The following is a 12670-nucleotide window of genomic DNA, read 5'->3' as shown; positions in this document are numbered from 1 at the left end:
GCCCGCAGCCGGAGGTGACGTCGTGCGGGAGCGACACACCGCCACTTTGGTGATTGCTGTACACGGATGGCGCAGTGCGGCGGCCCGCCCCATCCCCCCGCCCGCTCCCCCGCCCCGCCCGGCGGGGCGCCGTTGTGCGAGGGCACAGATCTGCCCACGCGGGACTGTTCCCGGGGCACGCGGTGCCGTGTTCGAGGCGCCGTCGCCCTCCCCCATGCCCCAGACTCACCAGCGGTCACCGTCCGGTGACGCGGTCGTCGGCCAGGACGCCCGGGAGAGCGCGGCTTCCCCTGCCCAGGCCCTCCCCTGCGGGCCGGACACTCCCGAACGACGCCACGAGAGAGCCGAGCATGGTCTGGAGAGCAGCCCCCACCGGGCGGTACGCGGATACCGGCCGGCGTCCCACGGGACCCCCGTACGCCGCCTTGCGCGGATTCCGTCGTACGGCGGCCGTGCTGACGGGCGGGACGTTCCTCGCGTTCCTGCTGCTGTCGGCCTGGGCGCCCGGTCCGATGTCCCGGCCCGTCACCGGTGACGGGCCGCCCGTGGGCGTGCTGGCGGGTCTGGCGCAACTGCCCTTCATGGCGGGCGTCCTGTGGTGGTTCGAGCGCGCCGCCCGTCGCGGGGGCGATGCCCCGCCGGTGCCGGCGGACGACGCGGGCCGCGGCGGTGAGCCGCGGTGAACACCGGCGGAACCTCCCTCCAGAGCCTCGCGCTCATGGCGTTCACCGCGATCGTCACCGTGACGCTCATGCTGTGCGTGATCTCCGGCCCGGACAGCGAGAGCCTGGAGGAGTTCTACACCGGCTACGGACGGTTCTCCCCCCTGCGCAACGGCCTGGCGATCGCCGGTGACTACATCTCGGCGGCCACCGTCCTCGGCACGGGGGGCGTCATCGCCCTCGCGGGGTACGACGGCATCGTCCTCGCCCTGGCGACCTCGGTCTCCCTCGCCCTGCTGATGGCCGTCCTGGCCGAACCCCTGCGCGGCAGCGGACGCTTCACGATGGGGGACACCCTCGCCCGCCGCATGCCGGGCCGCTCCCCGCGCGTCACGACGGCCGTCGTCACCGTCATCGCCCTCCTGCCCCTGATGCTGGTCCAGTTGGCCGCCTGCGGAGATCTGGTGGCCTTCCTGCTCGGGTTCGAAGGGTCCGTGGCCGGCACCGGGTGCATCGTCGCCCTCGGTCTGCTGATGATCAGCTACGCGGCCATCGGGGGCATGCAGGGCACCGCCTTGGTGCAGATCCTCAAGATGGTCGCGCTGATCGGCTCCGGTCTGGTCGTGAGCGTGCTGCTGCTGCGCCGCTTCGACTACGACGCCGGCGCCCTGCTGGACGCCGCGGCGAGGCGTTCCGTCGCCCCGGAGGCCTACCTGCGACCCGGGCTCCAGTTCGCCACCGGGCCCCATCCCCGCCTGGACATGGTCGCGACCACCGTGACGCTCGCGCTCGGCGCGGCCTGCCTGCCCCACATCACCATGCGGCTGTACGGCGCCCGCAGCGCGCGCCAGGTCCGCCGGTCCATGGCGTGGGCGGTCTCCCTGGTCACCCTGTCGGTCCTGATCATCGTGGTGTTCGCGTTCGGCGCCGCGGCGCTCGTGGGCGGCCCGGCGATCCGGGCCGCCGACCCCCAGGGCGACACCGCCTATCTGCTGGCCGCCCGTGCGGCGCTGGGCCGGGGCACCACGCTGGTGGAGGCCCTGCTCCTCACCGGTGTGACGACGGCGCTGTTCCTGACGCTGCTCGCCTCCGTCGCCGGGATGATCCTGGCCTGCGCGGGCACGCTCGCGCACGACGTGTTCGCCCCGCGGGACGGCACCCCCGCCACACCGCGCCGGGAGATACGGACCGCGCGCGCCGCCGCGCTGGGCGTGGGGGTCGTGGCCGTCGCGCTCGCCATCCCCGTCCAGCACCGCAGCCTGCACGCGCTGAGCATGCTGTCCATGTCCCTGGGCGCATCGGTGATCGCGCCCGCGCTGCTCTACTCCCTGTTCTGGGCCCGCTACGACCGGACGGGACTGCTGTGGACCCTGATCGGCGGCACGACGGGCGTGCTGCTCCTCTTCCCCGCCACGAGCCTCGTCTCCGGCACACCCGACGCCGTCCTGCCCGGACATGACATCAACTGGCTGCCCCTGGCCACCACCGGAGCCGTCACCATCCCGCTCGGCTTCCTGCTGGGCTGGCTGGGCACGGTGCTCCACCGCGGCCGCGCCGGGGCGCCGCGTGACGTCCGTGACCCGGTGGCCGTGCCTTCGCCGCTGCCGCCGTACGAGCGGGCGGCCCGGCACGCGGCTCCCCGGACGGACGTCGTCCGGGACTGACCGGCCGCCGGCCCCGGCCGCGCGCCCCGGGGAGGGGTGCCCGTCCGGCACCCGACGCCGCTGCCCTACGTCGCGAGGGTCCGCCGCGGTGCACGGTCCGCCGCCAGGTGCGCGGCGGCAGGGCACGCGGCGTCCGCGTGCGGGGCCGGGGCCCAGCTCGGCGCCACGCGTCGAGAGGGCGGGCCGCCCGACGGAAAAGGCCGGGAGGCCCGTCGCCGTCGACCCGCGCGGAAGACGGGGTCAGTGGGCGCGTCGCGCGGAAGGGGTCACCGCGGGTCGCCCGGCGCGGGGTCCCTCGGCCTGGCCATGAGCACCGCGACGTCGTCCGGTGCGGGGTGGGGCAGCATCAGGCCGAGGACGCCGTCGCAGAGTGCCGACAGGGACGGCGCGGGGGTCCGCAGGGCGTGCGCGAGCCGGTCGAGCCCCTGGTCGAGGTCCCGGTCACGGGCCTCGACGAGTCCGTCCGTGTACAGGACCAGCAGGCTGCCCGGGGGCAGCGGGACCTCTTCGGTGCGGAACTCCTGCACCCCGGTCCCCAGCGGGGTGCCCGGCGGGCCGTCGAGGAAGGTGACCGCCCCGTCCGGGGCCACCACGGCCGGTGGGGGGTGGCCGGCTCGGGCGACCAGGCAGCCGCCGGACGCGGGATCGTGGACGGCGTAGACGCAGGTCGCCATCTCGTCCACCCCCATGTCGGCCACGACGGCGTCCAGCGAGCCCAGCATGCGTGCCGGATGGATGTCGTGCCGGGCGAGCGTGCGCACCGCCGTGCGCAGTTGCCCCATGGCCGCCGCGGCGCGGATGCCGTGCCCCATGACGTCCCCGATGACCAGTCCGGTCCTGCCCCCGGGCAGCGGGATGACGTCGAACCAGTCGCCGCCGACGTCTTCCCGGCTGGCGGGCAGGTAACGCCCGGTCAGGTCGAGGCCGGGGACTTCGGGCAGGGCGCTGTTGGTGAGGCTGCGCTGCAGGGTGAGGGCGGCCGCGTGCCGGCGGGTGTACAGGAGGGCGTTGTCGATGTTCAGGGCGGCGCGGGCCGTCAGTTCGTCGATGAGCACGCAGTCCTGCTCGTCGAAGGGCTCACGGCTGCGCAGCCGGGTCACGATGACCGCGCCGAGCACCCTGCCCCGCGCCACCAGGGGGATCAGCCTCGCGGAGCCGAGCGTCACGAGGTAGGCGCGCAGCTGGTCGGCGCGCGGGTCGGTGACCAGCGCCGGGACGTCCGAGCGGTACAGGTTCGTGGGACGTCCGTCGGCGATGACCCGCTCGTACAGGGAGCCGCGCGGGATCCGGGACGTCATGCCCGGCTGGAGCCTCGCCGTCGGGGCGGCGGGGTCGGGGAACCGGGCGGCCATGCGCCGGACCACGCCGTGGGAGGAGGCGGCGGACTCGTCGGGGCCGATGACCTCCTCGAGGAGCTGCACGTCGGCGGAGTCGGCGAGCTGGGGCACCAGCATCTGCACGATCTCCTCGGCGGTCCGCCGCAGGTCCAGGGTGGTGCCGATGCGGGTGCCGGCCTCCGCCAGGAGGGCGAAGCGGCGCCTGGCGCGCTCGGCGTCGATCTCGGCGCGCCGGCTCTCCGTGATGTCGCTGAGGGAGGCGATCAGCCCCAGGGTGCGGCCGGCGCCGTCGAAGAGCGGGGCGTAGGAGCACGACCAGGTGCGGTCGCGGTCGGGGTCGGCCGAGAGACGACCGGTGCGGCGGACGTCGACGACGGCGGTGCCCCGCTCCAGGACCTCCCGCATCGTCGCCTCCATCGCGGCGGCATCGGCGCCGGGTACGATCTCCGTCAGCCGTCTGCCCAGGTGTGCGGCGACGGAGATGCCGCTCATCCCGGCGAGAGCGTCGTTGACGCGCAGGAAGCGCAGGTCGGTGCCGAGGGTGGCCAGGCCGATGGGCGACTGGCTGAAGAGGCTCTCCAGGGCCGCCAGCGAGTCGCGCATGCGCAGGACCTGGGAGGTCTCCACGGCGATCAGCAGGGTCCCGGTCCGTCCCCGCGCGTCGGCGGCCGGGAGGATCCACATCTCCATCGTCACCTGGTGGCCGTCCCGGTGGCGCACGGACAGCGTCCCGCCGACGGTCTCCCCGGCGCGGACGCGGCGGCCGAGCCGGTCGGCGAGTTCCCGGTCGCCCTCGGGGACGAGCAGGGCCGACGCGGGCCGGCCCAGTACGTCCTCGGGCCGGTGCCCCAGCAGGTCCCGGGCGGCCAGCGCCCACTCCACGACGAGCCCGTCCGCGTCCTCCCGCCACAGTGCGATCGGCAGCAGCTCGCGCAGTACGCCCGCGTACCCGACCGCCCTCAGGGGCGGCTCCGGCTCCTGGCGCGTCGTCTGGTGAGCGTCCAACGTACGACCTAACCACCGGGTGAGACGTGCTGTCCGCCCCACACTATCCGGACGGGGGCACTGCGACGGTGCCCGACACCGGCGGACCGCCGGGGCGGCACCACGTGTCCGGAGGTGCCGGCCGACGCCGCTTCCGCCATACGCCCTAGGCCGGTCTGATCCACCCGATCGACCGCTCGACGGCCCGCTGCCAGTTGTCGTACTCCGCCTCCCGTCGTTCGGGGGCCATGTCGGGCAGCCACTGGCCGGCTCGGTGCCAGTTGCGGCGCAGCACCTCCAGGTCGGTCCAGTAGCCGGCGGCCAGCCCGGCCGCGTAGGCGGCGCCGAGGGAGACCGTCTCGGCGACCATGGGCCGCACCACGGGCACGTCGAGCACGTCGGCCACGAACTGCATGAGCAGGTTGTCCGCCGTCATGCCGCCGTCGACCTTGAGCCGCTTCAGAGGGACCGGGAAGTCGGCGTTCATGGCGTCGACGACCTCCCGCGTCTGCCAGCCGGTGGCCTCCAGGACGGCCCGCGCCAGGTGCCCCTTGGTGATGTACGAGGTGAGGCCGACGATGACTCCCCGCGCGTCGCTGCGCCAGCGGGGTGCGAACAGGCCGGAGAAGGCGGGGACGATGTAGCAGCCGCCGTTGTCCTCGACCGTGCGCGCGAGGGTCTCGATCTCCGGCGCGCTGCTGATCAGTCCCAGGCGGTCACGGAACCACTGGACCAGCGCCCCGGTGACGGCGATCGACCCCTCCAGGGCGTAGGCCTGGGGCTGGTCCCCGATCTTGTACGCGACGGTCGTGAGGAGCCCGTGCCGGGACCGTACGACGTCGGTGCCGGTGTTCAGCAGCAGGAAGCCGCCCGTCCCGTACGTGCACTTCGCCTCGCCCGGGGAGAAGCAGGTCTGGCCGAAGAGGGCGGCCTGCTGGTCGCCGAGGGCGGCCGTGATGCGGACTCCGGGGAGGACCGAGCGGGCGACGCCGTAGGTCTCGGCGGACGGCCGGATCGCGGGCAGCATGGGACGGGGGACCCCGAAGAACGCCAGGAGGTCCTCGTCCCAGTCGAGCGTGCGGATGTTCATCAGCATGGTGCGGCTCGCGTTGGTGGCGTCGGTGATGTGCAGGCCGCCGTCCGCGCCGCCGGTGAGGTTCCAGATCAGCCAGCTCTCCATCGTGCCGCACAGCACCTCGCCGTCCTCGGCGCGCCGGGCCAGTGCGGGGTCGTGGTCGAACAGCCAGCGCAGGCGCAGCGCCGAGAAGTAGGTGGAGGGGGGCAGGGCGCACCGGTCGAGGAAGAAGCCGTCCCCGGGGTGGCGTCGCAGGTCGTCGACGAGGGGTGCCGTACGGGTGTCCTGCCAGACGATCGCCCTGCCCAGCGGGGCTCCGGTCCGCCGGTCCCACAGCACCGTCGTCTCCCGCTGGTTGGCGAGCCCGACGGCGGCGACCTCCTCGGCGTCGACACCGCCGTCGGTCAGCGCCTCGGGCACCACGCGCCGTACGTTGCGCCAGATCTCGGCGGCGTCGTGCTCGACCCATCCGGGCCGGGGGAAGTGCTGCTGGTGCTCCCGCTGGGCGACGGACACCAGCCGGCCGTGGTGGTCGAACAGGATGCACCGGGTGGAGTTGGTGCCCTGGTCGATGGACATTACATACCGTTCAACCATGATCGGTCTGCCTTCCGACGTGCCGACAGGCGGTGGGGTCACCAGCGAGCGGCACCCAGGTCCCGGGAGATCGCCCGGGCGGCCTCGCGCAGCAGGGTGACCAGGCTCGGCCGCGGGCGGCCCTGGCTGTCGCAGATCCGCTCGACCGGGCCGGACAGCCCGACGGCGCCCACGACGAGGCCGCCGTGCCCGCGGATCGGCGCGGCGATGCCGGCCTCCCCCATGCTCATCTCCTGGACCTCGCCCGCCCAGCCGAGTTCGCGGATCTCGGCGAGCGCCCGGGTGAGCTGTTCCGGGACGACCAGCGTGTGCCGGGTGTACGCCTCCAGGCCGAGGTCCACGGCCGGCTCCAGGGGTGCGGTGCCGAAGGCCAGCAGCACCTTGCCGAGCGAGGAGGCGTGCAGCGGCAGCAGCGAGCCCACGTCCAGCGTCTGGAGCGTGTCGTCGGGCCGGAACACATGGTGGACGACGAGCACCCGGCCCTCCAGGGGGGTGCCCAGGCGCACCGCTTCCCCGCTGCGGGCGGCCAGGGCGTCGGCCCAGTTGATGGAGCGCGACCGCAGTTCGTTGACGTCCAGGTAGCTGGTGCCCAGGTGCAGCAGGGCGGCTCCGAGCTGGTACTTACCGGTCGCGGCGTCCTGCTCCACGAAGTCGACGTGCTGGAGGGTGCGCAGGATGCCGTGGGCGGTGCCCTTCGCCAGGCCGAGGGAGGCCGCCACCTCGCCGAGCCCGAGCCGGCGGGGGCCGCCCGCGAGCAGACGCAGGATCGCCGCCGCCCGTTCGATCGACTGGACCGGTCCGGCCATGATGCGAGCTTATTACCGCCGCGCGGCGTACGCCGGTCGTGGCGGCGGGCGTCCCACCACCGGACCGGAGGCGGGCGTTCGGCAATGACGACCGCTGTTCATTGACCGGTCTCCTTCTCGCTCCCTACGGTGCATTCGAGGCCCGGCACAGCGCGTCGAGGCCAGTTTCGGCCGACAGCGCTCACCGGAGGACGGCACATGGCGGTAGAGCTCAACAGGATGCTGCGGGAGGACGTCGAGCACGTCTGGCGACTGCCGCCCGTCACCGGGGCGGTCTCGGCCGTGCGGCAGCACGCGGGGGTGGTCCTCGCCCACTGGGGGGTCTCCCCGGAGACGGCCGACGAAGCACTCCTGGTGGTGTCGGAGCTGCTCACCAACGCGCTCGTCCACGCCCTGCCCCCGGCGGAGCTGCGGCTGTCGTGGTTCCACGGCGGCGGGCTCGGCACCCTGCGCGTCGAGGTCACCGACGGGGGACCGATACCTGCCGCCGGGCCGGCGTGCACGGAGGTCGATCCGGACGAGCACGGCCGGGGCGAGACGATCGTCCACGCGCTGGCGACCCGGCACGGCATGCACGCCCACCCCGGTGGCGTCACCCGGTGGGCCGAACTCGTCTCCCTGTGAGCGCGCCAGGTACGAAGGACCGGCCGCGCTCCGGTGCCGCGCATGCGCGGCACGACGCATCTGTGCCTGGCGGTACGGCACGCGCGGCACGACGGACCTGGCGGTACGGCACGCGCGGCACGACGGACCGCACGCGCTCCGGTGCGGCCTGCGAGGCCCGGCGCACCTGCGCCTCAGCGGTGCCGGCCTGTCCGGCCGGACGCTCCGACGCCGTTCCACCGCGGGCCTCCCAGGCCCCGCCCGTGCCCGGAGCGGGCGGTACGGCGGACGGGGACGGCGACGGGGACCTGGTCGCGACGGGGGCGGGGCTCCGGCCGGCGTCGGACGCCGACGCGGGGACGGCCCGTACGGACGCGGCGGGCTCCGGAAGGGGCGGCTTGCGCAGGAGCAGCAGCGCCGCGTCGTCGTGCAGCCGGCCGCCCACGTGGGTCAGCAGTTCGTCGTGGAGCGCGGTGAGGGTGCGCGCCGGCTCGTCGGACACGTGGCGCGCCAGCCCTTCGGCGAGCGGGTAGAACGCACGGCCGTGGTCGCGGGCCTCGGTGACCCCGTCGGTGTAGAGCAGCAACTGCTCCCCTTCGGCGAAGGGCAGCACCTGGAGGCTGGGGACCTGTCCGGACAGGGCGCGCAGGCCCAGCGGCGGCGCCGGACGGGCGGACTCGACCGGCACGACGTCGCCGGAGGCGCGGACCAGCAGCGGAGGGGCGTGTCCGCAGTTGACCACCTCCAGCTCCCCCGTCCGCGGGTATCCGGCGACGACGGCGGTGACGAAGTCGTCGCTGCCCAGGTTGCGCGCCAGGCTCCGTTCGATCCTGCCGACGACGGCGAGGAGGTCGGGCTCGTCGTAGGCGGCCTCGCGGAAGACGCCCAGCACGAGCGCGGCGGTCCCCACCGCCGGCAGCCCCTTGCCGCGCACATCGCCGACGATCAGTCGGACCCCGTACGGGGTGGGCACCAGCGCGTAGAGATCGCCGCCGATCCGGGCCTCCGCCGCCGCGGCGCTGTAGCGGACGGCCACCCGGAACGGGCCGACCGTCTCCGGTACCGGGGCGAGGAGGGCGTGCTGGGCGGCCTCCGCGACGGAGCGGACGTCCGCGAGCACCCGCTCCCGGCGTCCGCGCAACGTGCTGGCCAGGGCACTCGCCAGGGTGACGGCCACCACGGCGGACAGGACGGCCAGGATCTGCCGGTGCGGGACGCCGTTGACGCTTCCGTGCGCGGTGCTCAGCGCCGCGGCGAGGAGACCGACGCAGAGCACTCCGCGGGGCCCGTTGGTGACGGCGGCCAGCGCCGGTCCGGCCGTGAGCAGGGGAAGCCAGATCATGCCCGCTCCGCCGACGAAGTCGACGAGCACGACGACGGAGATGATCAGAACGGGCAGCACGGGCGTGCCGGCGGCCAGCTGTGCGGCGCCCTTCCGCCACGCCCCCGCCCGGGGGCGGACCGCTCGATCGCTGGACGGCCGTATCGGCCGGTGGGCGTCACCATGGTCTTGCGCCTGACTCATGTTCCGTCCGGGGTCCTCACCTGTAAACGAGCACTGATATGTCGTACTTAATACAGGAAACGGGGTCCGGCCCTGGCGCCACAAGCGGTGGTTTTTCAGATAGTGAGCGACAGGCTCCTGGTCACGCGGCTCGCGATGGGCAGCAGCCGGGCCCGGACCTCGTCGAGACGGGGCAGCCGGTCCACCGGCAGGGAGACGCCGAGCGACCCGAGCGTGGTGCCGCTGTAGACGGGCACGGCCACGCAGACGGTGCCGACGGCGTACTCCTCCATGTCCGTGACGGCCGGGGCCAGGGGGGAGAGGTCGAGCCGCCGGAGCAGTTCCGGAAGGCTGGTGACGGTCCGCGGGGTGAGGTCGGCGAGGTGGTGGCGCGAGAGGTACTCCTTGCGGGAGTCCTCGTCCATCTCGCGGAGCACGGCCTTGCCCAGCGCGGTGGCGTGCCCGGCGTCCTCGAACCCCACCCACAGGTCGACCCTGGGTGCCCGGGGGCCGTCGACGATCTCGGCGACCCGGATCTCGCCCTCCTCGTAGAAGGTGAGGTAGGCGGCGGTCGCCAGTTCGTCCCGGAGCGCGGCGAGCGTGGGGCGGACGCGGCTGAGCAGCGCCTGTCCGCGGCCGTTGCTGTGCAGCGCCTGGAGCTTGTCGCCCAGGACGAAGCCGCCGTCGTCCAGCTTGCGGATGTATCCGTCGTGCACCAGCGTCCGCAGCAGGTGGTAGGCGGTGGCCAGCGGCAGGCCCGTCTCCCGCGCCAGCTGTTTCGCCGGCGCGCCGTTCTCGTGCGCGCCCACGGCCTCCAGCAGGCGAAAGGCGCGCTGCACGGACGTGATGAGCGTCGGGCCCTCATGAGCACCCATACCCTCAGCCTGCGCCGGGCGGGCGGCACAGGCAAGGTACGCACCGCCTCACAGGGCCCCGCACGACCCCCGCGCGGGGCGGCCGGGCGGCCGGACGGCCCCGGTGGCGCGCGGTGCCCGATTGCTGCTGTCTGGACCAGAACGGTGCGGACAGGAGAGCGAGGGACCATGAGGCAGAAGCACGAGCACCTCCGGACGCCCCGGGCGGTCGGGATCGCCGGGGTGGTGTTCGCCGTCCTGATGGCCACGGCGATCGTACTGGTGCGCATCGCCCTGCCCGCCGGGGCCGGCGCGGACGACCTCACCGTCGACGCCGGGCAGCGGAGCGCCGTGCGGACGGCGCTGGCGCTGCTCCCGTTCGCCGGGATCGCCTTCCTGTGGTTCATGGGAGCCCTGCGCGAACAGGCCGGCGCCGGAGAGGACCGGTTCGTGGCCACGGTGTTCCTGGGCAGCGGCCTGGTCTTCGTCGCCACCCTGTTCGGCAGTGCCGCCGCGGCGGCGACCGCGCTCGACGAGAGCGGGCAGCACGCGCCGTTCGGCCGCCACTACGCCTACGCCCTGCTGACCACGTACGCGATGCGGATGGCGGCGGTGTTCATCCTCACCTCCTCGGCCATCGGCCGCCGCCTCGGGGTCTTCCCCCGCCCGCTGGTCGTCCTCAGCCTGCTCGCGGGCCTGACGCTGCTCGTGGCGGGTGCGGACCTGCCCTGGTCGGAGCTGGTCTTCCCGGGCTGGGCACTGGTCGTCGGCCTGCACATCCTGTGGGGGCGGCGGCCCGCCGGCGCGCGGCGGCCGGGCCCCGGATGACGGGCGCGGCGTTCACTCCGACGGGCTCCCTCTCGTCGCCGCATCCGCCACGGACGCCCAGGATGGTCGCAGACGGTCGCAGGGGGCCGTCGGAGAGGACCGGTCCCGTGGTCAGGATTGCCGTCGACTTGAACCGCTGCCAGGGGTACGCGCAGTGCGCGTTCCTGGCGCCCGACGTCTTCACCATGCACGGCGAGGAGGGACTTCTCTACCGCCCCGAACCCGACGAGGCGCAGCGCGAGAAGGTGGCACAGGCCGCCGCGGCCTGCCCCGTCCAGGCCATCCTCGTCGACGCGCTGGACGCGCCGGCCGGGGCAGTGACCGGCCGGGGCGGTGCCCGGTGAACGCGGACGCGTCCCTGGAGAGCCTGAAGCGCGAGGGCCGCATCGTCGTCGTCGGCGCCTCGCTGGCGGGGCTGCGGGCCGCGGAGACCCTGCGCGCCAAGGGCTTCACCGGGTCCCTGACGATGATCGGTGACGAGCCCCACGAGCCGTACGACCGGCCTCCGCTGTCCAAGCAGGTGCTGCTGGGCAGGGCGGCCGCCGACCGCACCGCGCTGCCCCGGCGCCGGGCCCTGGACGCGACGTGGCGGCTGGGCGTCGCGGCCACCGGCCTGGACATGGCCGCCCGCCGGGTGCGGCTGGCCGACGGCGACGAGGTGCCCTACGACCGGCTGCTGATCGCGACCGGCGTGCGGGCGCGCCCGTGGCCGCGGGAGGCCGAGGCGGAACTCGACGGGGTGTTCGGCTTGCGGACCCGGGACGACAGCGCGGAGCTCACCCGGCGGCTCGCCGACGGCCCCCGGCGGGTCCTCGTCATCGGCGCCGGGTTCACCGGCTCGGAGATCGCCTCCGCCTGCCGCGAGCGCGGCCTCGCCGTGACCGTCGCCGAGCGCGGCGCGGCGCCCCTGGTCGGCGCGCTCGGCGGGGTGGTCGGCGCGGTCGCCGCCGAGCTCCAGCGCGAGCACGGCGTGGACCTGCGGTGCGGGGTGATGGTGACCGCCCTGGAGGGCGACGCCTCGGGGCGGGTGCGTGCCGCGCACCTGTCGGACGGCTCCACCGTCGAGACGGACGTGGTGGTCGTCTCGCTGGGCGCCACCCGGAACACCGAGTGGCTCACCGGGTCGGGGCTCGGGGCGGGCCCCCGCGGCATCGCCTGCGACGCCGGCTGCCGTGCCTTCGACATCCGCGGCATCGTCACCGACGACATCTACGTCGCGGGTGACGTCGCCCGCTCCCCGCACCCCTTGTTCGGCTACCAGTTCCTGTCCCTGGAGCACTGGGGCAACGCCGTGGCCCAGGCGGAGATCGCCGCGCACAACATGCTCAGCGCGTCCTTCGACCGCCTCCCGCACATGTGGGTGCCGGCCTTCTGGTCCTCTCAGTTCGGCGTGAACATCAAGTCGGTGGGCGTACCCGCGCTGGGGACGGAGATCGTCGTCCCGCAGGGCTCGCTCGAGGCCCACCGGTTCCTCGGCGTCTACGGGTACCAGGGGCGCGTCATCGGCGCGGTCGCCTTCGACCATGCCCGGTGGCTGCCGTTCTACCAGGAGCTGATCGAGACGACGGCGCCGTTCCCGCCGTCGTTCCCCACGGTCGACCGGCACCCGGAAGGGCAGCGCCCGGTGGACTCCGACTTTCCCGACCCGTCGGTCCCCAGCCACGGGCCCACCGTGACGCTCAGCGGATACGCGCCCGCCGACCGCCGGCTGACGTTCACGCCCGCGCACTGACCCGCCCGGCCCCGAGGACCCGCC

General features: G+C 74.4%; 10 protein-coding genes and 1 pseudogene. 6 read left to right on the top strand and 5 right to left on the bottom strand.

What is annotated here, in order from left to right; all coding sequences use genetic code 11:
* Positions 1-350 precede the first annotated feature (350 nt).
* Together ACIP67_RS02390 and ACIP67_RS02385 are read left to right on the top strand one after the other, a co-directional pair.
* Entirely contained in the window at positions 351-683 is a 333-nt protein-coding gene (locus ACIP67_RS02390) for a DUF485 domain-containing protein (protein ID WP_401686105.1), read from the top strand.
* Between the two features lie 35 nt (positions 684-718).
* On the top strand, positions 719-2326 hold the full coding sequence (locus ACIP67_RS02385; RefSeq protein ID WP_401686773.1) for a cation acetate symporter: 1608 nt from the start codon (positions 719-721) through the stop codon (positions 2324-2326).
* 266 nt (positions 2327-2592) lie between these two features.
* On the opposite strand, the gene ACIP67_RS02380 is transcribed toward ACIP67_RS02385, so the two are convergent.
* From ACIP67_RS02380 to ACIP67_RS02370, 3 genes are all read right to left on the bottom strand, one after another.
* On the bottom strand, positions 2593-4668 hold the full coding sequence (locus tag ACIP67_RS02380) for a SpoIIE family protein phosphatase (RefSeq protein WP_401686102.1): 2076 nt from the start codon (positions 4666-4668) through the stop codon (positions 2593-2595).
* Between the two features lie 145 nt (positions 4669-4813).
* Entirely contained in the window at positions 4814-6319 is a 1506-nt protein-coding gene (gene glpK, locus ACIP67_RS02375; RefSeq protein ID WP_401686099.1) for a glycerol kinase GlpK, read from the bottom strand.
* Positions 6320-6357: 38 nt separating this feature from the next.
* A complete protein-coding gene (locus ACIP67_RS02370; RefSeq protein ID WP_385075981.1) occupies positions 6358-7125 on the bottom strand; it encodes an IclR family transcriptional regulator in 768 nt (255 codons plus the stop codon).
* A 198-nt stretch (positions 7126-7323) separates the two neighbouring features.
* Here ACIP67_RS02370 and ACIP67_RS02365 point away from each other — a divergent pair, with 198 nt between their 5' ends.
* Positions 7324-7749: an ATP-binding protein gene (locus ACIP67_RS02365; RefSeq protein WP_401686095.1), complete on the top strand. Its 426-nt coding sequence runs from the start codon at positions 7324-7326 to the stop codon at positions 7747-7749.
* A 349-nt stretch (positions 7750-8098) separates the two neighbouring features.
* Here ACIP67_RS02365 and ACIP67_RS02360 read toward each other — a convergent pair.
* Positions 8099-9253: pseudogene (locus tag ACIP67_RS02360) on the bottom strand (PP2C family protein-serine/threonine phosphatase); the annotation flags it as partial.
* Positions 9254-9348: 95 nt separating this feature from the next.
* Complete coding sequence (locus tag ACIP67_RS02355) at positions 9349-10107, bottom strand: IclR family transcriptional regulator (protein WP_401686092.1); 759 nt, start codon at positions 10105-10107, stop codon at positions 9349-9351.
* Positions 10108-10275: 168 nt separating this feature from the next.
* Between ACIP67_RS02355 and ACIP67_RS02350 the strand changes: the two genes are divergently transcribed.
* The 3 genes from ACIP67_RS02350 (at position 10276) to ACIP67_RS02340 (ending at position 12646) form a co-directional block, all read left to right on the top strand.
* On the top strand, positions 10276-10914 hold the full coding sequence (locus tag ACIP67_RS02350) for a hypothetical protein (protein ID WP_401686089.1): 639 nt from the start codon (positions 10276-10278) through the stop codon (positions 10912-10914).
* Between the two features lie 62 nt (positions 10915-10976).
* Positions 10977-11258 (top strand): ferredoxin, encoded by a 282-nt coding sequence (locus ACIP67_RS02345; protein WP_401686086.1) that lies wholly within the window; start codon positions 10977-10979, stop codon positions 11256-11258.
* The gene (locus ACIP67_RS02340) at positions 11255-12646 is read left to right on the top strand and encodes an NAD(P)/FAD-dependent oxidoreductase (RefSeq protein ID WP_401686083.1); all 1392 of its coding nucleotides are present in this window, start codon (positions 11255-11257) and stop codon (positions 12644-12646) included. Before ACIP67_RS02345 ends, ACIP67_RS02340 begins: the two co-directional genes overlap by 4 nt.
* Positions 12647-12670: the final 24 nt, after the last annotated feature.

This window comes from Streptomyces sp. NPDC088812 (genome assembly GCF_044750285.1).
In the GTDB taxonomy this organism is placed as follows: Bacteria; Actinomycetota; Actinomycetes; order Streptomycetales; family Streptomycetaceae; genus Streptomyces.
This window is presented reverse-complemented; position numbering and strand designations above follow the sequence as displayed.

What these genes read in the sequence shown, in the direction of transcription:
- ACIP67_RS02370 (WP_385075981.1), bottom strand. Translation starts at nt 7,125, where the DNA reads ATGGCCGGACCGGTCCAGTCGATCGAACGGGCGGCGGCGATCCTGCGT.
- ACIP67_RS02385 (WP_401686773.1), top strand. Translation starts at nt 719, where the DNA reads ATGGCGTTCACCGCGATCGTCACCGTGACGCTCATGCTGTGCGTGATC.
- ACIP67_RS02390 (WP_401686105.1), top strand. Translation starts at nt 351, where the DNA reads ATGGTCTGGAGAGCAGCCCCCACCGGGCGGTACGCGGATACCGGCCGG.
- ACIP67_RS02350 (WP_401686089.1), top strand. Translation starts at nt 10,276, where the DNA reads ATGAGGCAGAAGCACGAGCACCTCCGGACGCCCCGGGCGGTCGGGATC.
- glpK (WP_401686099.1), bottom strand. Translation starts at nt 6,319, where the DNA reads ATGGTTGAACGGTATGTAATGTCCATCGACCAGGGCACCAACTCCACC.
- ACIP67_RS02365 (WP_401686095.1), top strand. Translation starts at nt 7,324, where the DNA reads ATGGCGGTAGAGCTCAACAGGATGCTGCGGGAGGACGTCGAGCACGTC.
- ACIP67_RS02355 (WP_401686092.1), bottom strand. Translation starts at nt 10,107, where the DNA reads ATGGGTGCTCATGAGGGCCCGACGCTCATCACGTCCGTGCAGCGCGCC.
- ACIP67_RS02345 (WP_401686086.1), top strand. Translation starts at nt 10,977, where the DNA reads ATGGTCGCAGACGGTCGCAGGGGGCCGTCGGAGAGGACCGGTCCCGTG.